General features: G+C 56.1%; 22 protein-coding genes, 1 tRNA gene and 1 pseudogene. 13 read left to right on the top strand and 11 right to left on the bottom strand.

What is annotated here, in order from left to right; all coding sequences use genetic code 11:
• Window positions 1–48 precede the first annotated feature (48 nt).
• Window positions 49–966: a peptidylprolyl isomerase gene (locus tag LB462_RS18840; RefSeq protein ID WP_209999568.1), complete on the bottom strand. Its 918-nt coding sequence runs from the start codon at window positions 964–966 to the stop codon at window positions 49–51.
• 270 nt (window positions 967–1,236) lie between these two features.
• Here LB462_RS18840 and secA point away from each other — a divergent pair, with 270 nt between their 5' ends.
• From secA to LB462_RS18800, 8 genes and pseudogenes are all read left to right on the top strand, one after another.
• Complete coding sequence (gene secA / locus LB462_RS18835) at window positions 1,237–3,963, top strand: preprotein translocase subunit SecA (RefSeq protein WP_224511136.1); 2,727 nt, start codon at window positions 1,237–1,239, stop codon at window positions 3,961–3,963.
• Between the two features lie 129 nt (window positions 3,964–4,092).
• Complete coding sequence (locus LB462_RS18830; protein ID WP_224511133.1) at window positions 4,093–5,508, top strand: lipopolysaccharide biosynthesis protein; 1,416 nt, start codon at window positions 4,093–4,095, stop codon at window positions 5,506–5,508.
• Window positions 5,508–6,791 carry a type IV secretion system effector crotonyl transferase BspF gene (gene bspF / locus LB462_RS18825; protein ID WP_112532268.1) on the top strand — a complete coding sequence of 428 codons (1,284 nt, stop codon included), beginning with the start codon at window positions 5,508–5,510 and terminating at the stop codon, window positions 6,789–6,791. Before LB462_RS18830 ends, bspF begins: the two co-directional genes overlap by 1 nt.
• Before the next feature lie 273 nt (window positions 6,792–7,064).
• Window positions 7,065–8,582 carry a hypothetical protein gene (locus tag LB462_RS18820; RefSeq protein WP_224511131.1) on the top strand — a complete coding sequence of 506 codons (1,518 nt, stop codon included), beginning with the start codon at window positions 7,065–7,067 and terminating at the stop codon, window positions 8,580–8,582.
• Window positions 8,513–9,544, top strand: coding sequence for a glycosyltransferase family 2 protein (locus tag LB462_RS18815; RefSeq protein WP_370637222.1), 1,032 nt, complete (start codon window positions 8,513–8,515; stop codon window positions 9,542–9,544). The genes LB462_RS18820 and LB462_RS18815 overlap by 70 nt, the downstream gene beginning before the upstream one ends.
• Window positions 9,541–9,930, top strand: coding sequence for a GtrA family protein (locus tag LB462_RS18810; protein ID WP_224511129.1), 390 nt, complete (start codon window positions 9,541–9,543; stop codon window positions 9,928–9,930). Before LB462_RS18815 ends, LB462_RS18810 begins: the two co-directional genes overlap by 4 nt.
• 2 nt (window positions 9,931–9,932) lie before the next feature.
• A complete protein-coding gene (locus LB462_RS18805; protein WP_224511187.1) occupies window positions 9,933–10,604 on the top strand; it encodes a class I SAM-dependent methyltransferase in 672 nt (223 codons plus the stop codon).
• 142 nt (window positions 10,605–10,746) lie between these two features.
• Window positions 10,747–11,126 (top strand): annotated as a pseudogene (locus LB462_RS18800) (hypothetical protein); the annotation flags it as partial.
• 237 nt (window positions 11,127–11,363) lie between these two features.
• Here LB462_RS18800 and zwf read toward each other — a convergent pair.
• Both zwf and LB462_RS18790 read right to left on the bottom strand, forming a co-directional pair.
• Complete coding sequence (gene zwf / locus LB462_RS18795; RefSeq protein ID WP_224511127.1) at window positions 11,364–12,821, bottom strand: glucose-6-phosphate dehydrogenase; 1,458 nt, start codon at window positions 12,819–12,821, stop codon at window positions 11,364–11,366.
• A 432-nt stretch (window positions 12,822–13,253) separates the two neighbouring features.
• The gene (locus tag LB462_RS18790) at window positions 13,254–13,604 is read right to left on the bottom strand and encodes a hypothetical protein (RefSeq protein WP_224511125.1); all 351 of its coding nucleotides are present in this window, start codon (window positions 13,602–13,604) and stop codon (window positions 13,254–13,256) included.
• A gap of 692 nt (window positions 13,605–14,296) precedes the next feature.
• Between LB462_RS18790 and LB462_RS18785 the strand changes: the two genes are divergently transcribed.
• Window positions 14,297–15,019 carry a DUF2270 domain-containing protein gene (locus LB462_RS18785; protein WP_224511123.1) on the top strand — a complete coding sequence of 241 codons (723 nt, stop codon included), beginning with the start codon at window positions 14,297–14,299 and terminating at the stop codon, window positions 15,017–15,019.
• Between the two features lie 141 nt (window positions 15,020–15,160).
• On the opposite strand, the gene LB462_RS18780 is transcribed toward LB462_RS18785, so the two are convergent.
• The gene (locus LB462_RS18780) at window positions 15,161–16,681 is read right to left on the bottom strand and encodes an FAD-dependent oxidoreductase (RefSeq protein WP_224511121.1); all 1,521 of its coding nucleotides are present in this window, start codon (window positions 16,679–16,681) and stop codon (window positions 15,161–15,163) included.
• 510 nt (window positions 16,682–17,191) lie between these two features.
• Between LB462_RS18780 and LB462_RS18775 the strand changes: the two genes are divergently transcribed.
• A complete protein-coding gene (locus LB462_RS18775) occupies window positions 17,192–18,532 on the top strand; it encodes an adenylate/guanylate cyclase domain-containing protein (protein ID WP_224511119.1) in 1,341 nt (446 codons plus the stop codon).
• Between the two features lie 154 nt (window positions 18,533–18,686).
• Here the strand turns inward: LB462_RS18775 and LB462_RS18770 are convergent, their stop codons facing one another.
• The 5 genes from LB462_RS18770 to LB462_RS18750 all read right to left on the bottom strand — a co-directional run bounded on the left by LB462_RS18770 (window position 18,687) and on the right by LB462_RS18750 (window position 22,335).
• Entirely contained in the window at window positions 18,687–19,088 is a 402-nt protein-coding gene (locus LB462_RS18770) for a cupin domain-containing protein (RefSeq protein WP_224511116.1), read from the bottom strand.
• A gap of 8 nt (window positions 19,089–19,096) precedes the next feature.
• On the bottom strand, window positions 19,097–20,581 hold the full coding sequence (locus LB462_RS18765; RefSeq protein WP_224511114.1) for a 4-hydroxyphenylacetate 3-hydroxylase family protein: 1,485 nt from the start codon (window positions 20,579–20,581) through the stop codon (window positions 19,097–19,099).
• A gap of 14 nt (window positions 20,582–20,595) precedes the next feature.
• A complete protein-coding gene (locus tag LB462_RS18760; protein ID WP_224511112.1) occupies window positions 20,596–21,132 on the bottom strand; it encodes a flavin reductase family protein in 537 nt (178 codons plus the stop codon).
• A gap of 102 nt (window positions 21,133–21,234) precedes the next feature.
• Window positions 21,235–21,951 carry a GntR family transcriptional regulator gene (locus LB462_RS18755; RefSeq protein ID WP_224511185.1) on the bottom strand — a complete coding sequence of 239 codons (717 nt, stop codon included), beginning with the start codon at window positions 21,949–21,951 and terminating at the stop codon, window positions 21,235–21,237.
• 299 nt (window positions 21,952–22,250) lie between these two features.
• Window positions 22,251–22,335, bottom strand: a tRNA-Leu gene (locus tag LB462_RS18750).
• Window positions 22,336–22,594: 259 nt separating this feature from the next.
• On the opposite strand from LB462_RS18750, the gene LB462_RS18745 reads away from it, so the two are divergent.
• Together LB462_RS18745 and LB462_RS18740 are read left to right on the top strand one after the other, a co-directional pair.
• A complete protein-coding gene (locus tag LB462_RS18745) occupies window positions 22,595–23,185 on the top strand; it encodes a YqaA family protein (protein WP_224511110.1) in 591 nt (196 codons plus the stop codon).
• A gap of 33 nt (window positions 23,186–23,218) precedes the next feature.
• Window positions 23,219–23,722: a disulfide bond formation protein B gene (locus tag LB462_RS18740; protein WP_224511108.1), complete on the top strand. Its 504-nt coding sequence runs from the start codon at window positions 23,219–23,221 to the stop codon at window positions 23,720–23,722.
• Window positions 23,723–23,945: 223 nt separating this feature from the next.
• Here LB462_RS18740 and LB462_RS18735 read toward each other — a convergent pair whose 3' ends face one another.
• Both LB462_RS18735 and LB462_RS18730 read right to left on the bottom strand, forming a co-directional pair.
• Entirely contained in the window at window positions 23,946–24,503 is a 558-nt protein-coding gene (locus tag LB462_RS18735; protein WP_112524159.1) for an HNH endonuclease, read from the bottom strand.
• Window positions 24,504–24,613: 110 nt separating this feature from the next.
• On the bottom strand, window positions 24,614–25,258 hold the full coding sequence (locus LB462_RS18730; RefSeq protein WP_224511106.1) for a DNA-3-methyladenine glycosylase family protein: 645 nt from the start codon (window positions 25,256–25,258) through the stop codon (window positions 24,614–24,616).
• A gap of 80 nt (window positions 25,259–25,338) precedes the next feature.
• Here LB462_RS18730 and gluQRS point away from each other — a divergent pair, with 80 nt between their 5' ends.
• A complete protein-coding gene (gene gluQRS / locus LB462_RS18725) occupies window positions 25,339–26,199 on the top strand; it encodes a tRNA glutamyl-Q(34) synthetase GluQRS (RefSeq protein WP_224511104.1) in 861 nt (286 codons plus the stop codon).
• The last annotated feature ends 23 nt before the right edge of the window (window positions 26,200–26,222 follow it).

Here is a 26,222-nt window from a genome sequence, read left to right as displayed (position 1 = left end):
CTGAAATCGCTTTCTCCCCCACAAGGGGGGAGATAAACCGGCACCGTATTACTGCTGGGCTTCGGTTGCAGCCTTGATCGCTGCTTCCGTTGCCGGATCGGTATATTCGATCTTCAGGTCGCCGCGGTCCTTCTTCACCAGCTCCATGTACTTCTCGCGAATGAGGATGGATTTCACCTGGTCCTTGACCTGATCGAACGCAGGCGGCTGCTGGGTACGCTTGTCTTCGAGCTTGATCACATGGAAGCCGAACTGGGTCTGGACGGGTTCTTTGGTGTACTGGCCGACTTCCAGCGCATTGGCTGCCTTGTCAAATTCCGGCACCATCTGCCCTGGTCCGAAATAGCCGAGATCGCCGCCCTGCGCCGCAGAGCCGTCCGTCGACTTCTCCTTGGCAACGTCTTCGAACTTCGCTCCGCCATCGAGCTGCTTGATGATAGCTTCGGCTTCTTCCTTGGTCTTCACCAGAATATGACGGGCGCGGACTTCATTTTGTGGCGGCATCGCTGCGATTTCCTTATCGTAGCGAGCGCGAATGTCAGCGTCGGTGATCTTGTCGACGACCTGCTGCTTGAAGTAGTCATTGTGCAGGGCGCGGTCCTTCAGAAACTCGAGACGAGCCTGGAACTCAGGGGTCTGGTCAAGCTTTTCGGCTTCAGCCTTCGCTGCAAGTGACTTGATGTCGATAATGGCAGCCAGAGCGGCCAAACGCCGCTGATCATCAGGCAGCTTGGCAAATTGCGGATCGAGGTCCGCAGAAATCTGGTCTACGTCCTTGTTGGTGATCTTGCTGCCGTTGATTGTTGCAAGCACTTTATCGGGATCGGCCTTGGCAGTATCTGCCTGTGCGGCATCTGGCTTGGCAGGTTCCGTTTTACCGGCTTCCTGGGCCATTGCCACAGAAGATATACCGGTCAAAAGTGCAGCGACAGTCATTAATGAAAGGGTTTTACGCAATTGGTTCATGGGTCAATTTCTCCTTGGGAGGACCGGTACGGGCTATGAATACGGCAGAATTTTGCCATGAGGCGGCGATCGATCGCTTGTTGCTTCAACATTGACATCATTCGTGCCCCCTCTTATCTGTCCATCGGCTTTGCGTCCAGATAGCTTGGCAACAGATAGACTTATACCTTGGGCTTGGTGTCCGTATTGTATCAGGCGTCTTGAATGTCAGGCTTTGGATGCCTCAAATGCCACAGTTGCTGGCAAAACGTATTATAGAGAGGACCAGGGATGGTCAGTTTCGGCGGCCTCGCCCGCAAGATTTTCGGCTCCTCGAATGAGCGCCGCGTCCGCAGCTTCAAACCCCGCGTTGATCAGATCAATGCGCTTGAGGCAGAAATCTCGTCGCTTACCGATGATGAGCTCAAGGCAAAAACCGCGGAGTTTCGCGAAAAGCTCGCCAATGGCACCAAACTCGACGATCTGCTTGTTCCGGCCTTTGCCGTGGCACGTGAGGCTGCCAAGCGCGTTCTTGGCATGCGCCCCTTCGACGTCCAGCTGATCGGCGGCATGGTCCTTCATAATGGCGGCATTTCCGAGATGCGAACCGGCGAAGGCAAGACCCTCGTTGCGACCCTGCCAGTCTACCTGAATGCGCTTGAGGGCAAAGGCGTTCATGTCGTCACTGTGAACGACTACCTTGCCACCCGCGATGCGCACTGGATGGGCCAGATCTATAATTTCCTCGGCCTCTCCTATGGCATCATCGTGCATGGTCTCGATGATGAAGAGCGTGCCAAGGCCTATAACGCCGATATCACCTACGCCACCAACAATGAACTCGGCTTCGACTATCTGCGCGACAACATGAAATATGAGCGCGCCCAGATGGTGCAGCGTCCGCACAACTACGCCATCGTCGACGAAGTGGATTCGATCCTCGTCGATGAAGCGCGCACGCCGCTGATCATCTCCGGCCCGCTCGACGATCGGTCCGATTTCTACAATCTCATCGATGCGTTCATCAAACCATTGAACCCCGAAGACTATGAGATCGACGAGAAGCAGAAGACGGCGATCTTTACCGAGGAGGGCACCGAGAAGCTCGAAAACCTCCTGAAGGAAGCCGGTCATCTCAAGGGCGAAGGCCTTTACGATATCGAGAACGTTGCTGTCGTGCACCACGTCAACAATGCTTTGCGAGCGCACAAGCTCTTCCAGAAGGACAAGGACTACATCGTTCGCAACGACGAAATCGTTATCATCGATGAGTTCACCGGCCGCATGATGCCGGGCCGCCGCTTCTCGGAAGGCCTGCACCAGGCGCTTGAAGCGAAGGAACATGTGACGATCCAGCCGGAAAATCAGACACTGGCCTCGATCACGTTCCAGAACTATTTCCGCATGTACAAGAAGCTTGCCGGCATGACCGGTACAGCTTCCACCGAAGCGGAAGAATTCGGCAACATCTACGGTCTCGAAGTGACTGAAATTCCGACCAACGTTCCCGTTCAGCGTCTCGACGAGGACGACGAGGTCTACCGGACCGTCGAGGAAAAATACAAGGCGATCGTTCGCGATATTCGTGATGCGACAGCCAAGGGCCAGCCTATCCTCGTTGGCACCACGTCGATCGAGAAATCCGAGCAACTGGCTGAACGCCTGCGCAAGGAAGGCTTCAAGGACTTCCAGGTCTTGAATGCCCGCTATCACGAACAGGAAGCCCATATCGTCGCGCAAGCCGGTGTTCCAGGTGCAATCACCATAGCCACCAACATGGCAGGCCGTGGTACCGACATTCAGCTTGGCGGCAATCTGGAAATGCGCATAGCGCGCGAACTCGACGATATGGCCGAGGGCGAAGAGCGTAAGGCAAAAGAAGCCGCGATCAGAGCCGACATTGCCAAGCTCAAGGAAAAAGCACTTGCGGCCGGCGGGCTTTACGTTCTTGCGACCGAACGCCATGAAAGCCGCCGCATCGACAACCAGTTGCGCGGCCGTTCAGGCCGTCAGGGTGATCCCGGCCGCTCGAAGTTCTTCCTGTCGCTGCAGGACGATCTGATGCGGATTTTCGGTTCCGAACGCATGGATGGCATGCTGCAGAAGCTTGGCCTCAAGGAAGACGAAGCCATCGTCCATCCCTGGATCAACAAGGCGCTGGAAAAAGCGCAGAAGAAGGTCGAGGCGCGCAACTTCGATATCCGCAAGAACCTTCTGAAATATGATGATGTGATGAATGATCAGCGCAAGGTGATCTTCGAGCAGCGCATTGAATTGATGGACAGCACCGATCTCAGCCAGACCACCAGGGAAATGCGCGAGGATGTGGTGGACGATCTGCTGGCGCGCTACACGCCCGAAGGCGCCTACGCGGAACAATGGAAGATCGCCGAGCTCGACGAGGATGTGCGCAATGTTCTCAATCTCAATCTGCCGATCACCGAATGGGCCCTCGAAGACGGTATTACGCCGGACGATATCCGGGAACGCCTGACGGAAGCCGTTGAGAAGGCCGCCGCCGATCGTGCCGAGCGGTTTGGTCCGGAAATCATGGCCTATGTCGAGAAGTCTGTCATTTTGCAGACCCTCGATGCCCTGTGGCGCGAACATCTGGTCAATCTCGATCATCTTCGCTCCGTCGTCGGCTTCCGCGGTTACGCCCAGCGCGACCCGCTCAACGAATACAAGAGCGAAGGCTTCGAACTCTTCCAGACGCTGCTGGCCAATTTGCGCCAGAACGTGACCAGCCAGTTGATGCGCGTGGAACTCGTGCGCGAAGCCGCAAGCGCGCCTGAGCCGGAACTGCCGGTGATGGAAGCACATCACCTCGATGGCCTCACGGGTGAGGACGATTTCGGTGGCGGCAGTGTTCTTGCAGTACAGCAGGATCTGCGTGTCGTTGATCCCAAGGATCGCGATCCGAATAACCCGCAGACGTGGGGCAAGGTTGGCCGCAACGAGGCCTGCCCCTGCGGTTCGGGCAAGAAATACAAGCACTGTCACGGTGCTTTCGTCTGATGAACCCAAAGGCCGCGTTCAAAACGCGGCCTTTTCTCTTGTTCCAACAACACAAGCCGTTGACTTTCCGAACCGTTTCTAAACGTTTACGCAGTAAGCGTCTTGCATTGGAAACGAGTGGAGCTGCCCTTGCGAATTTCTGCGGTCGAAGCTGCAGACCGGTATCTGCCGGATAAACTGTCAAAGCAGCTCCGTCCGTGGCTAGTCCGCCTCGATCAGCTGTTTGACGGTTCAATGGAGCACGCCGCAGCGCAGCGCGTGTCACTGATCGCCTTTTCCATCCGTATTATCAGCGCTGCCATCGCACTCGTCTCGCAGGTCATCTTCGCCCGCTGGATGGGCCAGTTCGAATACGGCATTTTCGTCCTTGTCTGGGTGACGGTGGTTATTCTCGGGAACCTCTCCTGTCTGGGTTTCCAGACCAGTGTCATCCGCTTCGTGCCGGAATATCTGGAACACCGGCAGCTGGATCATCTGCGCGGCATTTTGTTCACCAGCAAGATATTCGCGCTCGGCCTGACGACCTGCATCGCGATCATCGGCGCTGCCGGGGTCTATCTCTTACGCGATGCGATCGAATCCTACTACGTCGCGCCCTTCATCATCGGCTTCATCTGTCTGCCGATGATTGCGCTCGGCGATACGCTGGACGGAACCGCACGGTCACGATCCTGGGCATTGGTCGCGCTGACGCCGACCTACATCATCCGTCCAATTCTCACTCTTGTCATTATGACCATCGCCCATGTGGCCGGCTTTGCACCGACAGCAGTGGCGGCGGTAATATCGGCGATTATTGCGACCTATATGACCTCGCTGGTGCAATTAGCGGTCGTCAATCACAGGTTCAGAGAGGTTGTGTCGCCCGGTCCGAAGGCGATCCGTTTTGGAGAATGGTTCGCGGTTTCGCTACCGATCTTTCTGGTCGAAGGGTTCTTCTTCCTTTTGACCAATGCCGACGTCCTGATGGTCGGCCGCTATATGGACCCGGACAAGGTCGCGACCTATTTCGCGACGGTCAAACTGCTCGCATTGGTCCATTTCGTCTATTTCTCGGTCAAGGCTGGCGCCGCCCAGCGCTATTCCGAGTTGATGCATACCCATGACCATGACCAGCTTGCGCAATTCGCCAGCGATACGGCGCGCTGGACCTTCTGGCCGTCATTGGCGATGGCAATCATCCTTCTCGTTCTTGGCAAGCCGCTCCTCCTGCTCTTCGGCGCCCAGTTTACCGATGGTTATCCACTGTTGTTCATTCTGGTGATCGGCGTCGTCGCCCGCGCTTCGGTCGGTCCGGCAGAAAGCCTCCTCAACATGGCCGGCAAGCAGAAAATTTGCGCCATGGTCTATGCGGTCACACTGATTGTTAATATCTGTCTCAGCATTGTATTGATACCGGCCTACGGCCTTGCTGGTGCCGCTTTTGCGACGGCATTCTCGATGGTGTTTGAAGCGGTGACGCTGGCGCTGACTGTTTACAATCGTCTGAACATTACGATGTTCGTTTTTGCGGGCAGGACAGACGCTGCCAAGGAAGAAGTCTGATGGCAGCCATACCGCTTCTCGAAGAACTTGCCGGAGGCCCGTCCTCGCAGATCCTCTCCCAGCTCTCGGGCTTCGAGTCGCACGAGGCGACTAAGCAGCTCGAGGAGACCCTCGGCACGCGCGCCGTTCCGCGCAAGCTTTCCGTCTATTCGGCCTCCGCCGGTTTCGAACTCCTCGATGAGCTTGAATATCTGACGTATCGTACGGTCGAGCCAAACATCTTCTTCAATCCGCGTTTCCTCGCCCCCGCCATGCCACGCCTCGACGACCGGCAGGTTCGCTTCATGGTCATGCGCGACGAGAACGATGTGAAGAGCCGTTTGCGCTTCCTCATGCCCTATACGATCGAGCGGCCGGGTTTCAATGTGACGGCTTCCATCATCCGCGCCTGGGCCACGCCCTTCGGGCCACAGGGCACGCCGCTGATCGACCGCGACGATCCGGTCGGGGTGCTTAATGACCTGTTCGACATGCTGGGGCGCAAGCACCTCAAATTCCCGGAAATTCTGGTGCTGCCGGACATACTGCTGAACCGCACCGCGGCACAGCTGATCCGTTCCATCGCGCTGGACCGCAATCTTACGATGGTGACCGTCAATCAGGTCGAGCGGCCCTTCCTTGAAAGCGCCAAGGAAGGCGAAGAGTACCTGCGTGATGCCATTGGTGCCAAGCACGCCAAGGAATATCGCCGGCTATGGCGCCGCCTCGCCGACAAGGGCAAGCTGACCTATACCGTCAGCCGCAGCGAAGAAGATATCCGCGTGCGGCTGGAGGATTTCCTCGTGCTCGAAGCCAGCGGCTGGAAAGGCCAGCGCGGTTCCGCCATGGCGGTCGACCGTTTCCGTGCTGCCTTTGCCCGCGAGGCGGTCAACAACCTCGCGACCCGCGATCTCGCCCGCATCCACACACTCGAACTTGACGGCAAGACCATCGCCGTCCTCGTAGTCTTTGTCGAAGCTGGCGAAGCGTGGACATGGAAAACCGCCTATGACGAAAGCCTCGCGGCCTATTCGCCCGGCGTTCTCCTGATGATCGAGATGCTGAAAAACCACCTGGACGATCCCAACATCGACCGGACGGATTCCTGTGCCGTACCGGACCATCCTGTCGCATCGCGCCTGTTCATGGAGCGTGAACCCGTCGGCACGCTGGTGATCGGGCTGACACCCGCCGCCGACCGCGCAGCACGGCAGGCGGCTTCACAGCTTCACCTTTACCGGCGCACGCAGAATATCGCGCGTCTGGTCCGCGAGCGCCTGCGGAACTTGACCGGCCGGAAGTAGATGCGTCGCCGTCAAAGGTGTCCGACTAAAGTCTAGCTTTTCATCCTTTATGTTTTTGTGTAACGAGTAAGAAGCTTTTTTGCATTTTCTCGCGTGCCGCGCCTTATAGGGGGCAGCACGAAGCAACGAAGTATAAAGACGCTATAAATATTTGTGCCATTGCTTTATTTCATTTCAAGGTGATTTTATCACCGGAATTTTCCAGGGTTTATTATTTTGCGGATCCCGATTTCATTTCCTGTGACCAGGGAGGTAGCGATATTTGTATTTTGCATGGTCATTGCTGCAAGCATAGCTGTAACAATGGGGCATGATGCAAATTGGGATCTTCTCAACTACCACTTGTATGCTGGATTTGCGTTAGCCGATTGGAGATATGACTCAGATTTGATGCCAACGGGTGTCCAGGCTATGTTCAGCCCTATCATCGATCTTCCATTTTATTTGATGGTTAAAAATTTTAGCCTTCGGACAACTACGATAATCCAGTCATTTTACTACGGTATTTTGATGTATGTGACATTTAGATTTAACGTTGTGCTGTTTTCGACGGTATCATTATTAAGAAAAGAAGGAAGCGCGGGAAGGATATTCTATACCGTTATGGCAACATTTTTGTGCCTATCGGGTGTTGCTTCTATTTCACAAATTTCTTCTTCGTTTAACGAAATGCAGTTGGCGGTCCTCACTATGCTCGGAGCGCTCCTCATTCTTGCCGCTCTAGAAAGCGACGGACGTGTTGCCCGCTCTTCATTATTTGCTGGCATTGCGATCGGATCGGCAGCCGCACTTAAATTGACGGCCCTTATCTATGCTCCCGCCGGATTGATCGCGTTGTTTTTTGCACTTGGCATTCGGCGAGGGCTGGTTCCGGCCGCAGCATTCTGTGCGGGATGGGCAATTGCGTTTGCGCTGATATTCGGATGGTGGGGATATTTGACCTTCGCTCGTTTTGAAAACCCTATTTTTCCCTTCTTCAACGAAACCTTCCGATCCTCTTGGTATCCGCCTATCAATGAAGGTGACCCACGATTTTTCCCAACTACGTTAGTCATGTGGATCGCGTATCCATTCTTTTGGGCATTTTCGACCGTAACCGGTATGGTTGCAGAACCGCCACTTCGTGATCCGCGATTTGCTTTTTTTCTAACTGCGACAATGGGCTTCCTTCTGTTCGGACGTAAATACCTGTCGCATTCACCCAGAGTCCGTTTCCTGCTTGCCTTCGCCGTCCTGGGTTATGTTGTCTGGCTCATGCGGTTTTCGATCATTCGCTATGCCATACCCATTGAGATCATCGGGTCTTCTATCACCGTATTGGGCTTCGCCACTCTAATTCCGATCCGCGTTGGCAGAATTGCAGCACCCACCGCGGTGATCCTGGTGTGCGTCACCTCGCAGATGCTCACCTCCTATCCGCAATGGGGTCGACTGCCATATTCTTACAAGGACTATGGCATCGAGATTCCACCGGTCGATAACGGTGCCCTCATCGTCGTGGCAACACAACCAGCGAGCTACTTACTGCCATATTTTGAAGCTCGTGAGCTTCGATTCGTCGGAGCAATTTACGTGACCGGGCGCAGCATCGGATATCGCCTTTATGCGCGGACACTGGAGATCATTTCTAACCACCATGGCCGCATCTATACCATCGAGCGTGCCGGCGGCAATGAAGCCGGGATGTTTTCTGGCCTTGGCATGCAATCCTTGCCTGAGACTTGCAAGCCAATTCGATCAAACCTCGAGCCATCCGCCGATTTGAAACTCTGCGAAGCGAGAAAACTTTGACCCATCAGGCCACGTCAATCGAGGTATCCGGCCTGTTGACCTACAAGGTAGCTGTTCTGCTGCCTTGCTACAATGAAGGCTCGACCATTGGGGTAGTAGTAAAAGCGTTTATCGAGGCTCTCCCTCACGCCAGGGTTTACGTTTATGACAATAATTCAACCGATAATACTTCAGCCGAGGCAAGTGCGGCAGGAGCTATTGTCAGACGCGAGCCACGGCAAGGCAAAGGGCACGTCGTCCGGAGAATGTTCGCGGATATCGATGCCGATATTTACGTTATGGCCGATGGCGACAACACTTATGACGCGTCTGCTGCGCCTGCTCTCATACAGGCCCTTGTTGCCAACCAACTGGACCTCGTCAACGGCGCACGCGTTGCACCAGAAGCGCTGGCCTATCGATTAGGCCATCGGACCGGCAACGTAATACTGAGCGGCATCGTCCGGTGCATTTTTGGCCGGCAGTTTCGTGACATGCTCTCGGGCTATAAGGTTTTTTCGCGACGGTTTGTAAAATCATTTCCCCTGATGTCGAAGGGATTTGAAATCGAAACGGAATTTACCGTACATGCTCTGGAGCTGGGCATGTCATGTGCCGAACTTCAGACAGTATATGATGTTCGACCGGAAGGTTCTGAGTCCAAGCTGAGGACTATACCAGACGGAATCAAGATCCTGATGCTGATTGCCCGGCTAATAAAAGATGAAAAGCCTTTTGCGTTCTTTGCGACCCTTGCCCTGGTAGCGCTCCTGATCGGCATGGCAACCGGTATTCCTGTGATTTTCGAGTTCCTTGATACGAGAACCATCACACGCCTGCCCTCCGCAGTGTTAAGTGCAGGCATCATCGTCATATCAGCTCTTTTATTCACGACCGCGCTTATCTTGGACATGGTTACGAAGACACGGCGAGAGATCAAGCGCCTTGCCTATCTGTCCGCCGGAACCAGGCTATGGCTTTGAAGCGGCTCACCGGATTCCTTTTAGTTGGAATAGTGGGGTTTTTGATAGACGGCGGGATTTTGCTGTGTCTCACCGAAATATTTCACATCGAGGTGATCCTCGCTCGCCTGGCCTCGTTCCCCGCGGCAATGGTCACCACGTGGCTGCTCAACCGCACTTTCGTGTTTACTTCGAATCCCTCGGTTTCTTTCGCGGAATTCTTTAAATATTTCACCGTCCAAGGAACCGGCGCAATCATAAACTTCACTGTCTATAGTGTTCTGGTGACAATTACCCGACTAAGCGATTATCCCGTCATTGCCCTCGCGATAGCGGCGCTCCTCGCTATGATCTTCAACTACGCGGGCGCGAACAAAATCGTGTTCAACCGAAAAGCACCGAATTGACCATGCAGGAAACAATTGATCAGCAGTATTATGAGGTTGCTCGTCCCGGAACGGCGGCAGGCAGAATTATGATGCGGGCTCGTGAAAACATGTACGATGAATTCGCCGCGCTTGTGAGGCCTATTGAAACCGAGAGCATATTGGACGTCGGCGTCTCCGACATCCAAACGGACGGCGCAAATTGGTTCGAGGCGCGCTATCCACATAAATCTACTATTCACGCATGCGGTCTTGGGCAGGGCCGCGAATTGAAACAGGCCTATCCGGAGATAACCTATACACAGATATCGGCCAACAAGGCGTTGCCTTTTGCGGACGACCAATTTGACATAGCAACGGCGAATGCCGTTTTGGAGCATGTTGGCAATCAAGAGAATCAGCAGTTCTTTGTCAGCGAACTAATCAGAGTTTCTCGACGTGTTTTCATCACCGTGCCGCATCGATACTTTCCCGTAGAACATCACACGGGGTTTCCCTTCGTGCATTATACGAACTGGTCATTCTCTGTGTCATGTTCAATCTTTGGGAAAGAAGATTGGAGCAAAGAGGAAAATCTGATCTTGATGAGTGCTTCCAGACTACGTTTGTTGTCGCCTCCCGGAAGCAAGGTTGGTTACACCGGCATCCGCCTTGGATGCTTCTCGTCAAACCTGTTTCTTTATTATGAGAAGTGAAGCAGCAGGCGTTCAGGAATGCGGCTGTGCGAAAATCATCCGCATATTTTGGACGCCTGCACCACCTACTGAAAGAGATTGCTTTCGACGCCTTCGAAAGTCGAAAGGCCGAGCTGAAAGGCGACGGTAAGGCAGGGCGCTGGCGCTTGCGGTCATTGATGAAACCAAGCGCCATGCCCGTGAAGGGTTCCTCTTTCCCAGCGTCAAGAAGGGTGTGATTTCAGACGCGACCATGGCGCGCGATACATGGAACGAGCACAAATGACAGCACGTCCGCATGGATCTCGGTCAAGTCTGCGCGACTGGATAGCGGAAGGAACAGACGCACCATACGAAATAGCCGAGACGGTGCTCGGCTATACCGTCGGTGGATCTGTCGAGCGGGCTTATCGACGCACGGATTTCATAGAGCGCCGGCGCGAACTGTTGGCACGCTGGGCGCAGCACGTCGCTGGTCAAAGCGCTCCCATCCAAAAACGCCTGACAATTTCGCCATTGCTTGGTCAAGAAGCCAACTGGTGAATAATTGAAATGCAGCTGGCTCTGGCCCATTATGCGATTTCCGACGCGAATATCAAAAACGTTGTGTGAACGGTTCCCAAGATCTGGGCAACGTAATCGATCTTATGTTGCTCTAGAGCCATCATCCTGAAGCCTCTCATCAAGCTTCGGAGCCAATTGCTACGTCCAGCAGCCTTGAGACTATGTGAATAGTTCCATGACATTCTTGTCGCCTGGAAATGTTTACAAGTCCGCCGATTACTCCTTCGCCGAATCTCGCCAAGCCCGCTCGAAGGGCAGGCGCCAGGCATGAGGCGCGATGAGCTGGTGGATCGATTTCGGCCCCCAGCCGCCCTGATCATAGAGGCGCACCGGCGGCGGGTTTTCCAAGAGGGGTTGCGAGATCTCCCAAAGCCGCTCTATACCCTCGGCGGTGGTAAACAGCGTGTGATCGCCACGCATGGCGTCGAGGATTAACCGCTCGTAGGCCTCGAGCACTTCGCCGATCAGACCGGTTTCGCTCATTGCGAACTGCAACGACAGCTTGTCGAGCCTGAAGCCTGGGCCGGGTCGCTTGCCATAGAAGGACAGCGAGACCTTTGAGGCATCCGCAAGGTCGAACGTGAGGTGGTCCGGCCCTTGCGCCCCAACGCCCGAGCCGGCCGGGAACATCGATTTGGGTGGCTCTCGGAAGGCGATCGAGATGATGCGCTGGCCCTCCGCAAGACGTTTTCCCGTGCGCAGGAAGAAGGGCACGCCCGCCCAGCGCCAATTGTCGATGGCACATTTGAGGGCGATGAACGTATCGGTGTCGCTCTCCGGATCAACTCCCGGCTCCTTGCGGTAGCCGATGTATTGGCCGCGCACAACATTGCGTGGCTCAATCGGCAGCATGGACCGGAACACTTTGTTCTTTTCCTCCGAGATCGGCGCCGGCTCCAAGGCCGTGGGCGGCTCCATCGCCATAAAGGCTAGGATCTGAAAGAGGTGAGTCACCACCATGTCGCGATAGGCGCCCGTCGTCTCGTAGAAGGCCGCGCGAGTGGAAAGCCCCAGCGTCTCCGGAACGTCGATCTGCACATGGTTTATGAAGTTGCGGTTCCAGATTGGCTCGAAAAGTCCGTTGGCGAAGCGGAAAGCGAGGATGTTCTGCGCCGGTTCCTTGCCGAGGAAGTGGTCGATACGGAAAATCTGCTTTTCGTGGAAAACCTCGTGCAGTCTCTTGTTCAGTTCCATCGCACTGACAAGGTCCGTGCCGAACGGCTTTTCCATAATGATGCGGCAACCCTCAACGAGTTTCGCCTCAGCAAGGAGCTGCACGGCCGGAAGCGCCGCCCTCGGCGGCACGGAGAGATAATGCACGCGCCGCGTTTCCGGTCCAAGCGCCTCCTCTGCCCTGTTCACCGCTTCCTTCAGCAAGTCCGCGCCGGCAGAAAGCGAGACATAGTCAAGCGATGAGGAGAAATCTTCCCATTCGGTCTCGGTGAATTTGCGGGTCAGGAACTTGCTGAGCGACTCGCGTGCGATGGCGCGGAAACCGTCGGCATCGATCTCATCAAGCGAGACACCGACGATGCGGCACCCGGGGATAAAGCCAGCCTTAATGAGATGGAAAAGGCCCGGCAGCAGCTTGCGTCGGGAGAGATCGCCCGTTGCACCGAAGAGGACGACGACCTGCGGATAGCCGGGTCCGACCCGAGTGAAATTCTTTTGCACAGTGCCCGTTCCACCTTCTGCTGTTGCCCAGCCCTGCACCTGCGTGGCAGGCCGCCCTAATGCTTGAGGCCCCGCAGCATGCCTCACCCGATCGAAGGCTGAATAGAGACATGAATTACCCAGTCGATCAAGGATTTACGGGTCTCTCCATCCCTCAGGCGCCCAATCAATCCGGAGCAGGGACGCGATGACGAATCGCGCCGCGGCCAAGTCAATCGACGGAAGCCGCGGGTTCCGTGCCCAATAATTAGCGAAACACCACCAGCGACTTCGACACCGCTCGTCGGTGCGCCCCAAGCTCGGCCGCACGACCGTTATCGGCGCAACTGGGACGCGCGTTGTACTGGTCATGTCCGCTTGCAGTACCAGAGATCGGTGGCTCGATGACAATTATGACGGCGCGAAGCGGAGGTCGGCGACTCAGGCGAAGGGCTAGGAAGCGGGTTCGGTGAGGAAGGGCATGATGTCCACGCCGTCTCCTGGAAAGACAGAAAAATGCGGGTGGTTTTCAAAGAGACGGGCGGCGGCCTCGATGGTCTCGGCCTCAACGACGATGTAGCCGCAGAAGGGATTCACGGCGCCGGCGATGCCGTCCTTTGTCACGCGCGTCGTCTTGCCGACCATGCCGCCACGATCGGGTAACGATGCGGCGTTCCTCGCCTCCCAGTCCACCCACTGCTTGAACCCGACGGTGTCGATCGCGTCCTGCTCTGGCTTGGGCAGGCTGCGAAAGCGGGCGAGGTCTTCGGGCTTCATGGTGTAGACGGCGAGAAAGCGGGGCATGCGGCGTGCTCTTCATGCTGGCAGAATGGTATTCGAGCCTAGCCTGCCTACTGGCTGAAGTCACTCCGCATTCGCACCGTTTAGGCGCCTGTCGCCCATCCGCATCAGATCGGGAAGTCCGCTTGCGCAAAGCGGCCTCAAGCGAGGGAATAACGATGGCAGCTTGCAGGATGTGGACGTGGTCGGCGAAATGACCGAGATGCGGGCGCAAAGCCGTCAGTCGCGCCACGATCGCCAAACGGCAGCTTCGGACCACTTGCGGACATTCATTTAATGTCCGCTTCGCACCAATCCGGCGTCATGACTGAGCAAAAGACGGATGCCCGGGCGGAAGGCCTCCGTAGCGGGTATCTTCTTCGGTGCCAGCAACTTCTACGGCTACGTCGCTCAACGGCCATAGGCTCGAGCCTATGGCAAAGGGTGGAGAGCGAACGTCACATCTCCCCTGGATCCATCTGCCTCAGGCTAATTTGAATGGACCAAAGCAAGTAGCCGATGTCGTGACCCACCGGGTTGATAACCCGGTGCTTGCCAACATATCCGCTTCAACAGTGACGCCTTCAAAATATCGAACGAGCATTTTCCACTCTAAGTTCTCTTGACTCTCTTCAACCTCCAGAACGAAACTAGAACGCCACTATTGGCGAATTCAGTTGATTAAATACGGGGGAGGATCTTGCTGGGAGGTGGATATGAACGAAGCTCAGGAACAACTGCCGGTCAGCGACACCGCGGCTCGATGGTCAATCCCGCCGTTCCCAGCCACATCAGCCGAGTACATCACGGTATTGGCGCATTATCACCGCGCCGAGATGGGCCGCATGGCGGGATGGCGCGACAGGATCGACCGCACAACCAACTGGGCCATTACCGGCGTTGCAGCAATGCTGTCTCTGTCGTTGTCATCGCCGACGTCGCATCACGGCGTGCTCTTGTTCGCCATGGTGCTGGTGCAACTTCTGCTGATCATCGAGGCGCGACGCTATCGGTTCTTCGACGTCTACCGCGGACGAGTACGCCGACTGGAGAAACACTATTTTGCTCAGGTCTTTGCACCCCTGCCAGGGTTGGACAGCGACTGGGCGCGCCTACTCGGCCAAGATTTGCGCAAGCCGCAATTCCTGATCTCCATCCGAGCGGCAATGTCGCGGCGGTTGCGCCGTAATTATCTATGGATGTTCCTGGTCCTGCTTCTGGCTTGGGTATTGAAAATCTCGACGCCTAAATTGCAGGATGACGGAGTGGCGCTCGATGTTGCGCGATCACTCCATGAGATCGTCGCAAACGCCGCATTCGGGCCGTTACCGGGCTGGGCCATATTGCTCGGGGTAGTTGCCTTCTACTGCTGGCTCGCCTACGCCGCCCTGCTCGCTGGCGACTCTGACAAGAAGGAGCACGGCGAGGTACATGTCTGATGGACGGCGAAAGCAGAGCGCACTTGATGTTTGCTAAATTGGCCGCCGACGTGTCGGCTCTCCACCCCACGCGGTCCTTTCTGATCAACAGGTGGGCGGCAGCTGAGGGCAAAAAGTCGACGGTCGCAGGATTGCGTGACTTTAAGCGATTTCGCGCTCGATACGCACCTCGGTCTCCAGACTTTCGATATCCCGATATATTGAGGCTGTGGCAAGAACCCGTCCGCCGTTTTTGTATTGCAGCGTGCAGTCCTTCGCTTTGATGTCACCGTCAACGACAATCTCATCCCATTTTCCTGCGTGACCAACGTAGTTGATCGGGACGTCATAGTGCTGGCTCCAGAAGAAAGGCACGGCGTCGAACTTTTGCTGCTGCCCAAGCATGTTGAGTGCAGCGACCTGCCCCTGGCGCTCTGCGACCACCCAATGCTCGACGCGAATGTTTTGACCGGAATGCGGATCTGGCCAGCGCGCGATGTCGCCCGCCGCATAGATCCCCGGCACGCTTGTCTCGAGATAGGCATTGACCATAACACCGTTGTCGATAGCAAGGCCGGCCTGTTCGGCCAAGGCGAGGCGCGGCCGCACGCCGATGCCGGCCACAACGAAGTCGGTCTCCTGCACGGCTCCGCTCTTGAGCCGAACTTTTGAACCTTCAATCGCCGTCACCGCGTCTTCGAGATGAAAAATGACGCCATGCTCTTCATGGAGGGCCCGGATGAAGTCCCCCATCTCCGGTCCGAGAATTCGCTCCATCGGCCGTTTGCTCGGAGCGACGACGTGAACTTCGATCCCGCGTGCGCGCAAAGCGGCCGCAACTTCGAGCCCGATAAAGCTGGCCCCGATCACGACGGCACGTCGACCGCTCTTGGCTGCAGCGATGATGGCGCGGCTGTCATCGAGCGTACGCAACGTATAGACATTCGTCTGATCCGCGCCGGGTATGGTCAAGCGCGCTGGTTCTGCACCGGTTGCCAGGAGCAGCCGATCATAGGGAATCTTCTCGCCGCCAGCAGTCACGACATGTCTTGAGAAAGTGTCGATGGAGGTGACTTCCGTACGAAGGCGGAGGTCGATTTGCGCCTTGCTATAATACTTGTCCGACCGCAGCGGCAGCCATTCTTCGGGCGCACTGCCCGCCAGGTAATCCTTCGAAAGGTTCGGTCGGTCGACCGGAGCTGCGGAGTCCGCGCTCAGCATGACAATGCTGCCTTGGAAATCCCGCCTGCGAAGCATTTCCGCCGCGGCAAAACCCGCCGCACCACCACCAATGATGACGATGCGTTCCGGCGCGGCCGATTGCGATGGCTGTGCCTGTTTTTGGTCATCGCGCTTATGTTGAACGAAGAGATGTCCATCTCGCTTATCGACGCGCCAGCACGACAATGAGCTTAAAGCCGGCGCACGGATAGCTTCGCCGCTGCGCAGATCGAAGCATGCGTGGTGCCAGGGACAGCGCACCGTGCTTTCCACCACTAGCCCGTCGATGAGGGGTCCATGATAGTGGCTGCAATAAGCATCGATGGCGTATATCTCTTCCTCTACGCGCACAAGAAGAACATCCTTTTGGCCGACATGACCAAGGAGCTTCCCTCCGTCGAGGGCAGTCACAGGAACGCCCTGTGTGAGGTCAGGGCCGATTGGGGACTGGTTTTCAACCATAGGTGTCTCCCTTCATAGCGAACAGGTAGTAGCCTTGAAGGCCATACTGGACTTCAGTATATTACGACCTGTTATGCGGGGATAGAAGCGCGCCTACAATCAATCGACCGTGCCGCTTCTGATCCGAACAGTCGGCATCGGTATCGACATAAAGAATGTAAGTCCGCTTTGCGCCACTTGCGGACATTCACAATATTCGCTTCTTTAATCGGGCATTTGGGTCAAGCTTTTTTCTAATTTTCCGGCAGCCTGGTCGTTCACGCGGGTCACGCTTCTCTTCGCAGTCTATTGGCTCCCTTGCGTTCGGAGCGGCTGCATGCATGCCTGGGATCAGGGTCTAAAAAGCCTTGCTTTGCGACGCGCTCGAAGCGCAGCAGACATGAACGGCTTCATCCATCCCGTCGTCCGCGTGCGGTGTCCGTATTGGGTCCTTCGCTGATAAATGAACGCGTTCCACCTGTGGAGAATTGGGCCAATTCACAATGGTGACGGGCGTGATATGCTGGCATCATGCATCCAAGCACCCGATATGCGCGAAGCGGCGGTCTGAACATTGCCTATCAGGTGATTGGCGATGGTCCTCTCGACATAATCTACGTTCCTGGCTTTGTCTCCAATCTCGACTATGCTTGGACGTTTCCGCGCATGGCGCACGTATTCGAGCGACTGAGTGGGTTTGCTCGATTGATCCTTTTCGACAAGCGCGGCACGGGGCTATCGGACCGGAGCGTCGGCTTCCCCACCCTTGAGGATCGAATGCAGGACGTGCAGGCGGTTATGGATGCGGCTGGTTCGCGCCGGGCGGCGCTGGTTGGCACGTCCGAAGGCGGCAATATGTGTATGTTGTTTGCAGCGACGTATCCAGAGCGGACCGCGGCACTGGTACTAAATGGGTCTTTCGCTAAGGGCATCTGGTCGGAAGATTATCCCTGGGGCAAGACACGCGAGCAAGTTGAGGAGGAACTGGCGGTAATCGCTCGCGATTGGGGCGGTCCGTTTGACCTCAGCAATGCGGCACCCAGCCTTGCCGAAGATCGGGAGGCGCGGGACTGGCTTGCCGGCTATTTGCGGAACTCAGCCTCCCCGCAGGATGCAATAGAACTGTGGCGATGGAACACCGAGATCGATGTACGCGGCATCTTGAGCGCCATTCATGTCCCCACACTTGTGCTGCACCGGACGGGTGATCGCTGGGTGAACGTCAATGAGGGCCGCTTTGTCGCTGACCACATCCAAGGGGCCAAATGGGTGGAATTGCAGGGCGACGATCATGTAATCTGGGCGGGTGACGTTGACCGAACACTCGACGAAATCGAGGAGTTCCTGACTGGAATGCGGCCGCGGCAGGCTTCGGAGCGCGTTCTTCTCACGGTGTTGTTCACCGATATTGTTGGTTCAACTTCCGTTGCCAACAAATTAGGCGATCAAAGCTGGAAGGAGTTGCTGCAACGCCACGACGATGCCGTGCGTATGGAGCTCCGCCGCTTCGACGGCACGGAGGTCAAGACCACGGGAGATGGTTTCCTGGCAACTTTTCTAGGGCCTACCAAGGCAATTCAATGCGCTTGCGCGATACACCACCGTGCGTCCGCCATGGGTCTCGACATCCGAGCCGCGTTGCACACAGGTGAATGCGAAAAGCGCGGCCATGACTTGAGCGGGATCGCGGTGCATCTTGCATCTCGGATCCTCGATCACACTGCTCCAGGCGAAGTCGTGGTGTCGAGGACCGTGAAGGATCTGGTCGTCGGGGCTGGCGTCGCATTTGACGCCCGCGGTGAGACAAAGCTACGCGACGTTCCTGGAAGTTGGCAACTTTTTGCGGCCAGTGTGACGCCCTCCGCTCAATGAAATGATCATATATCCGTCATCGTGAGCCTTTTGAATACACACAAGGTGGCAACTTCAATCTACAGCAGACCTTCACTAACGTTCACTTCGCGTCATAAGCGGCAGCTAGCCTCGCAGCGCTCGACCTTACATGTCCAAATCCGACGCCATTGTACTATCGCACGTGTTTTTTGGGCGAAGATGGGTCGGGATAGTAGTGAAACTCAAGTAACAGGCATCCTGTCTCTGACCCGAAGGGACCGTGTCGGACGCCGGGTGGGCGGCAGGCATAAGTGTTGGAAAGGAAGGTCGTCTGATGCTGGGCATCTGGTCCGCCAACGATCAGATCTCCTGAGATCAGATATACCTCCTCCCAATAATCGTGCACAAACGCGATTGCTGTGTAGGCGCTCGGCTTGAACCGAAGCAGTCGCGTCCGGCTTCCCATCATGTTTTCTTCGTCGAGACTGCCGGAAAGTATCTTTTGCTCGATCTCAGGCGGATAGCCGGGAGGCGAATGCCAGCCCTCGCCTTCCATGTCCACGGAGTGGAATTCCTTGTGCTCCTTGGTCTGCATGGAATACCTCAGGCGGCTACAGGGTTTTCTTTGATTTCATCGTCCAGCGCATAGCTGTCGAGCATTTGATCGACCAGCTGCGTGCAACGATCCCAATCAAACGTTCGGAAGCTGTGGCCTGTGGTCACGAATGAAGCTCCGCCGTAAAACATCTCGTATTGCGTGTGGCGCGATGCAAATTCCGATCCAACTGCATCCCAGGCGAGCTTGAAAAATTTCACGCGGCCCTCGGCGGATGTAACCGGCGATTGCTGCGTTTTCCCGATCAGATCGCGCAGTTCACCATTTGCGAAGTCCGAGACCGACGATGGCAGCATGATCAATCCGCCGCCCGCCAGCTCACGCAGCGTCACCATGACCTGTGCGTAAAGCTGCTGAGTCAAGACCTGGGCGGAGTACAAGGTGTGTGCGTCTGGAACGAAGTAACCGCCGTGCATTCGGCCCTTTACCTCCATCGAATGCACGAGCGCATCCACCATTGTGTTGTGGGCAGCCAGACTACCCAGTGTTTCCTTCACTTGAGGGAAGTTGATGACGCCGTTTGTTTCCGCGATGCGCTTGGCGACGCCAACAAGGAAGCGCATCTTCACCATCAGGCGAATCTGCGCCTGATAGTTCTGGTAGACGTGGGCTGGCGTGGTGTGAAACTGCTTCAGGGTCATTTCAATGTCCTGATTAACGAACACGCGTTCCCACGGGACTTTCACATCATCGAAGTAGAGGACCGCATCGTTTTCATCGAAGCGGCTGGCGAGCGGATTGTCGAAAACACTCGTAGCGTTTTCCTCGTACGACTTGCGCGAAAGAATTTTCAGCCCCTTGGCATTCATCGGTATGGCGAAGGAAACCGCATAACGTTCATCACCCTCGCGAAGCGGCTGAATGCAGGTCACCAGCACTTCATTTGCCATAATGCCGCCAGTTGCCAGCATCTTGGCACCACGAATGGTCAGGCCTTCGCTGTCCTCATCGACTACGCCCGCAGTCAGAAATGGATCCTGCTGCTCATGCGCTGCCCTTGAGCGATCGGCTTGAGGGTTGATGATGACATAGGTGAGATAAAGCTCATTGTCGCGCGCATATCGATAATAGTCGGCAAGGGCGGCAGCGCGGGTGGGGTCATAGGTCTGAAATACCTCGATACCCATATACATGCCTGAGACACATGAGGCGACGTGATCCGGCGCACGTCCCAGAAAACCGCCATGAAGTTCGGCCCAAGTCTCCAGTGCCTTGCGTCGTTCCAACAGCTCCTGGTAGCTATGCGGTAGTTGCCAAATCCGGTTGGCGGGCACCCCCGGCGCTTCAGGTACTTCGAACGTCATCAGTTCGAGATTGTCCGCCCTGGACTGAAAATCGTAGAGCATTCCAATAGATTGAATTGTGCGCCGAAAAGCGCTGTGGATCGTAACATCTCCGGCCAACTGACCATTGATATAGACCTGCCTGCCGTCCCTCAGAGTTTCAATGTGCATTGCCCCTGTCTTGATCATTTCCCTCTCCCCTGTCAGTAGTGAATGTCGAGCGGCCAAAGTGGCGCAACGAATTCGGTTGACTCGAGTGCTGCATACCGCCCCTTGCTGAACACAAGTGGCATCCGGTCAATTGACGAATTGAAACTCCGTACTTCCGCTATGAAAAGGATGTGGTCACCAGCGGTATATTTGGCCTTGCGAATGCACTCGAACACCGCAGCAACGCCGGGCAACAAGGGTGCACCGAATTGTCCGTGCGCAAATTTCGCTCCTTCCCATTTGTTTGAACGAGACTTCGCGAACCGATTGGATATATCTTTCTGGTTTTCGGCCAGCACATTGACCGCGTAGCCCGCGGCCTTCTCCCATAGAGGGAGGCTTACGGCCTTGCGATCGATGCTGAAGAGGATAAGGGGTGGTTCAAGCGACAAACAGTTGAATGAGCTGATTGTCATGCCAAGCTGTTGAGACCCCGCTGAGCATGTCACAACGCAAACGCCGGTGGGAAACTGGCCCAAAGCTTGCCGAAACGCCTGTTGATCGAAAGACATTTCCGGCTCGAGACCCATTTTCCCCTCCTCCTTGTTCGAATATCAGGAAGGAGAACCGCTTTGGCTGCCTCTACTTCCGGACTTCAGGCCACAACTCAAACAATCGCACCCTCATTGTCATCAAAACCGACTTCCATGGGTATCTGCTGTGCTGCGCACCCAGCCTGCCGTTGCCGGCGATCGCATGGCAAGCAACGTATTTGACAAGTGCACGGCTATTGAAGCAGCAGCGCGTTCGGGATCGCCCGACCTTATCGCTTCGACGATGGCAGCATGCTCGACCAGTACAACACTGGTGCGCTCCTCAGAGGCAGCGATTGCCTGCACCCCCATTCGCAATTGCCGATCCCGCAGGGTTTCATAAAAATCCGCCAGTATTGGATTCCCGGCAGAACGTACAATCGTCCGGTGAAACTCTCGATCGCACTCGATGAACGTCACCGGGCTTTGCTGCAACTCAGCTTGTCGAACCACGAACTGGTCCAACAGCGCTGCCAGCGGCTCTCCTATAAGGGCCGCACGTCGCACGCACCAATCTTCCACCAGCCCTCTGGCCTGCATCACGGACTCGACATCGGCTTCGGTTATCGCTGCTACGTATGCGCCCTTCTTGGGCACAATTCGCAGAAATCCGTCCGATTCCAACCTCAACAGTGCCTCCCGCACGGGTGTCCGTGATGATCCAGTCGCACGGCAAACCTCCGCCTCTGTGACAAACGTTGCTTCATGGCGTGGCAATGTCAGAACATGCTGCTTCAACCATCTGTAAACAACATCCTGAGCCGCCTCGGCAGGTGGCGCAATTGAAGAGAGCTTTCCAGCTTTTTGTAGTCTCATCATAAACATCATGTATACATGATGTTTATGTTCGTGGAAACAACTTTCTATCGTACTCTCGGGGTGAGACCGCCCTTCCGCAGGCTAGCCGTTGCGAGATGCGACTGCTGGATATTCGCGACTGGAGTAGGGTGGGAAAGTGCTCGTGCAACGGTATGTCGAGCCTATCTCGCCACCCCGGTAATTTTCTACCGTAGTCACGCAACACGACAGCAAATTGTTGACAGGGATACAAAGGTGGATCGCGAAGGCCGGAGCAACCATAACCCATTGAAAAATAGCGATATTACCTTAAAAAGTGGTGCCCCCTGCCGGAATCGAACCAGCACTCCTTTCGGAACCTGATTTTGAGTCAGGCGCGTCTACCAATTCCGCCAAGGGGGCCGCAAGAGCGTCGGACATGGGTGAACTCACGACCGTGAAAAGCCAAATACATGCAGAGCCACCCTTCGGTCAACAGCAATAAGATGATTTCTTAAATGTAACACAGTCGTGTGTTGCCCTGCCCGCACGAGACAAATAGAGGCGAATGGCTAGGAAGACAGCCTTGGCAAAAATTGAGCGGAACGATTCCATTTGGCCGCGGTTTGCTCTAAAGATCACACGACTTTTCAAAATTGCCTCCCCCACAGGAACCGACTTGATGCTGCGCAGACTATACGATTGGACCATGTCTCTGGCTGCGCGCAAATCGGCGGAAGTCTGGCTTGCCGTCATCGCATTCATCGAAAGCTCGGTGTTCCTCGTTCCGGCCGATGTGCTGTTCCTGCCGATGGCACTGGCGCGTCCGCAGCGCGCCTACCGCTACGCGCTGGTGGCAACCATCGCATCTGTCCTAGGCGGGATAGCAGGCTGGCTGCTCGGCTACTACGCCTATGAAACACTGGCGAAGCCGATTCTTGAAATGTACGGCAAGCTCGATGCCTTCGAACAATTGCGCGGTTCGACCAGCGCCGATGCGATCCTGCTCCTGCTCGTCACATCCGGCCTTGCCCACCTGCCGCCGATCAAGGTCGTTACGATTCTTTCGGGAGCGGCAGGTATCAATATCTGGCTGTTCATCATCTCGGCAGTGCTTGCGCGCGGGGCGCGCTTTTTCTTCCTGGCCTGGCTGTTGAGGCGGTATGGGGAGCCTATTCGCGGCTTCATCGAAAAGCGGCTTGGCCTGATCGCGGGCGCGGCAGCGCTTGTCCTGATTTTGCTCTATGCTCTGTTCCACTACACCCAGTTGTAAACCCATCGCCATGAATGAGGACGGCAAGATAGTATGACTGCAACGAATTCCCCCATCCATTTCAGGACGGCCGTATTTCTCCTCGTCGCAATGGTTTTCACGGTCGGTTCCGCGCTCGGTTTTCAATATATCGGCGGCTATCTGCCCTGCAAATTGTGCCTGGAACAGCGCTTTCCCTACTATGCCGGCATTCCGCTGATGGCATTGGCTGTTGTCTCGTCCAGCCTGAAATGGCCAGCGAGCCTTACACGTCTCCTGCTGGCACTTGGGGGGCTCCTCATGCTCATCGGCCTCGGCCTCGCCATCTTCCATGCGGGCGTTGAATGGAAATTCTGGGCCGGACCGACGGATTGCACCGCGGTATCCATGTCGATCACCACCGATGCGGGTAATCTTCTGAAGGATATGAACGCCATTCACCCGCCCGCATGCGATACCGCCGCGCTGCGCGTATTTGGCCTGTCCTTTGCCGGCTGGAATGCCATCGCCAGCCTGATCTTGATGCTCGTCGCTTTCCGGGGCGCAGCGAAGGCGTAGGCGGCACTTATCTCCCCCCTAGTGGGGGAGAAAGCGATTTCAGCAGCTTAGCCTTTGCTAAGTGCCAGAAATCGCAAGAGAGGGGATCTGCAATCATCGTAGTACCCCCCTCACTTGGATTTTCCAAGGATTTAGCAAAGAGGCTAAATCCAGGAAAATCCTTTCTCTCCCACAAGGGGAGAGATAACCAGCGCCAGCCATCGGGGTGGATTGGCAGAGGTTTTTATGGTTCCAGTTCGACATCCCAGTAGAGATAATCCATCCAGCTTTCGTGCAGATGGTTTGGCGGAAACAGCCGGCCGTTATTGTGCAGATCATGCACCGTCGGCTCATAGGGCCTTTGCCGCGGCCACATTTTGGCACGGTTGGGCATCAGACCGCCCTTGCGAAGATTGCAAGGTGAACAGGCCGCCACGACATTCTCCCAGATCGTTTCGCCGCCCGCACAGCGCGGGATGACGTGATCGAAAGTCAGGTCTTCCTCCGAGCCGCAATACTGGCATTCGAACCGGTCGCGCAGGAAGACATTGAACCGGGTAAAGGCAGGATTGCGCGAAGGTTTGATGTAGGTCTTGAGTGATACCACGCTGGGCAGCCGCATCGCGAAGGAGGGCGAGGAAACCTCGTGCTCGTATTCGGCGACGATGTTCACACGGTCAAGAAAAACCGCCTTGATCGCGTCCTGCCAGGACCAGAGCGACAAGGGATAATAACTGAGCGGACGGTAGTCCGCATTGAGTACCAGAGCCGGTAACCCGTCCGGCGAGACGGCTATTGTCAAGGAATCAACTCCCAATCCAACCATCAGGCTTGCATTATTGTAAGCTGGACGTGACAGGAATGTGAAGCAAATTGCGGTGTTTGCTAAGGAAAAACCCCGTTATTTCAACTTCATGGCACTGGTGTGCCATCGCGGCCACGCGTTGCGGCATAGTAAGCCCAGAAAAGTCGGGCGGCAACACCGCGCCACGGGATCCAGCGCTCGGCAAACAGCCGCAGCGCCTTGGAGTCCGGCCGCACTGATTCGCCATAGGCATGGGCATAGGCATGCTGGAGAGCGACGTCTCCCGACGGGAAGACATCCGCATGGCCCGCAGAGAACAGCAGATAGACTTCCGCTGTCCAGGGACCGATCCCCTTCACATTGGTCATGACCTGCATGGCCTCGTCGATCGGCATATCCGCCAAAGCAGTAAGATCGAGTTCTCCGGCAATGACCGCTTCGCTGATCCGGGCGAGAGTGGCCTGTTTGGCGCGGGATAGGCCGGCAACCCGCCACGCCTCCTCGCCAGCAGCAAGATAGTTTTCCGGTGTCAGGGGATCGATGATGCTGACAAGCCGCTTCCAGATCGAATCGGCGCTGGCCTTGGAGACCTGTTGCGAAACGATCACCGAGGCAAGGCTCTCGAAGCCCGGGACGGAACGGCGCAGCGGCAGCGGCCCGGCGCGTTCGGCAATCGCCGCGAGTTCAGGGTGGGTTCGCAGCAAGGCTTCCAGCCCTTCCGCGATATCCTCGAGCGTATCAATTCTGCGCATTTCAATCGTTCACTTTGCTTCGTTTGGGAAACACCGTATCAATTGCCTCGATACCCACGCAAGAACGCCACTCATCACTCATGACAGTTCCGGTATTCCGCTTTGCCCCCAGCCCCAATGGCCATCTGCATCTCGGCCATGCCTGTTCCGCGTTGCTCAACCAGCAGATGGCGCGCGATGCAGGCGGCAGATTGCTCCTGCGCATGGAAGATATCGACCGGGAGCGCTGCACCCCGGAACTCGAACAGACCATGCAGGAGGATCTGCACTGGATCGGCTTCGATTGGGAGAAGCCGGTCCGCCGCCAGTCGGAACACTTCCCTGTCTACCGCGAGGCGCTCGATCGACTGATCGATATGGAACTCGTCTATCCAGCGTTTCTAAGCCGCGGCGAGATCAAACGCGAAATCGAAAACCTTGGCGGAAATGAGAGCTGGCCGCGCGATCCGGACGGAGCCCTGCTCTATCCGCCAACGGACCGGCAGCTTTCAAACGCCGAGCGCGAACGGCGTATCAGCGAAGGACAACCGTTTTCATGGCGTTTGAACATGGACCGTGCGCTTGAACATATCGGCGAGCCATTTTTCTGGACCGAGCTTGCCGGTGAAGAACGCACCGTCGAAGCCGCACCGCGTATTTGGGGTGACGTCATCATTGCGCGAAAGGATATGCCGACGAGCTATCATCTGTCCGTCGTCATCGACGATGCGTTGCAAGGCATCACCCACGTCGTGCGCGGCAAGGACCTTTTCCAGGCAACAAGCGTCCATCGCCTGCTGCAGCGGATATTCGATATTGAGCCGCCTGTTTATCACCACCATGCACTTATCCTGGATCACGACGGGGAGAAACTTTCGAAAAGCCGCAAGGACACCGCGTTGCGTTCACTGCGGCAAGGAGGTGTCACCTGTCAGGAGATACACGCTATGATCGGGTTGTGATCTATCGCCTCTGCCCGTTCCGG

Origin of the sequence: Phyllobacterium chamaecytisi, assembly GCF_020164455.1 — a bacterium.
Taxonomy (GTDB): Bacteria; Pseudomonadota; Alphaproteobacteria; order Rhizobiales; family Rhizobiaceae; genus Phyllobacterium; species Phyllobacterium chamaecytisi.
The sequence above is the reverse complement of the archived record's forward strand: the minus strand, read 5'-3'. Positions and strand labels throughout refer to the sequence as shown.

Bases quoted from the DNA above. Each gene is read 5' to 3' on its own strand.
- LB462_RS18840 (WP_209999568.1), bottom strand. From the start codon at position 966: ATGAACCAATTGCGTAAAACCCTTTCATTAATGACTGTCGCTGCACTT.
- secA (WP_224511136.1), top strand. From the start codon at position 1,237: ATGGTCAGTTTCGGCGGCCTCGCCCGCAAGATTTTCGGCTCCTCGAAT.
- bspF (WP_112532268.1), top strand. From the start codon at position 5,508: ATGGCAGCCATACCGCTTCTCGAAGAACTTGCCGGAGGCCCGTCCTCG.
- LB462_RS18820 (WP_224511131.1), top strand. From the start codon at position 7,065: ATGGTCATTGCTGCAAGCATAGCTGTAACAATGGGGCATGATGCAAAT.
- LB462_RS18805 (WP_224511187.1), top strand. From the start codon at position 9,933: ATGCAGGAAACAATTGATCAGCAGTATTATGAGGTTGCTCGTCCCGGA.
- LB462_RS18790 (WP_224511125.1), bottom strand. From the start codon at position 13,604: ATGCCCCGCTTTCTCGCCGTCTACACCATGAAGCCCGAAGACCTCGCC.
- LB462_RS18785 (WP_224511123.1), top strand. From the start codon at position 14,297: ATGAACGAAGCTCAGGAACAACTGCCGGTCAGCGACACCGCGGCTCGA.
- LB462_RS18780 (WP_224511121.1), bottom strand. From the start codon at position 16,681: ATGGTTGAAAACCAGTCCCCAATCGGCCCTGACCTCACACAGGGCGTT.
- LB462_RS18775 (WP_224511119.1), top strand. From the start codon at position 17,192: ATGCATCCAAGCACCCGATATGCGCGAAGCGGCGGTCTGAACATTGCC.
- LB462_RS18770 (WP_224511116.1), bottom strand. From the start codon at position 19,088: ATGCAGACCAAGGAGCACAAGGAATTCCACTCCGTGGACATGGAAGGC.
- LB462_RS18765 (WP_224511114.1), bottom strand. From the start codon at position 20,581: ATGATCAAGACAGGGGCAATGCACATTGAAACTCTGAGGGACGGCAGG.
- LB462_RS18760 (WP_224511112.1), bottom strand. From the start codon at position 21,132: ATGGGTCTCGAGCCGGAAATGTCTTTCGATCAACAGGCGTTTCGGCAA.
- LB462_RS18755 (WP_224511185.1), bottom strand. From the start codon at position 21,951: ATGAGACTACAAAAAGCTGGAAAGCTCTCTTCAATTGCGCCACCTGCC.
- LB462_RS18745 (WP_224511110.1), top strand. From the start codon at position 22,595: ATGCTGCGCAGACTATACGATTGGACCATGTCTCTGGCTGCGCGCAAA.
- LB462_RS18740 (WP_224511108.1), top strand. From the start codon at position 23,219: ATGACTGCAACGAATTCCCCCATCCATTTCAGGACGGCCGTATTTCTC.
- LB462_RS18730 (WP_224511106.1), bottom strand. From the start codon at position 25,258: ATGCGCAGAATTGATACGCTCGAGGATATCGCGGAAGGGCTGGAAGCC.
- gluQRS (WP_224511104.1), top strand. From the start codon at position 25,339: ATGACAGTTCCGGTATTCCGCTTTGCCCCCAGCCCCAATGGCCATCTG.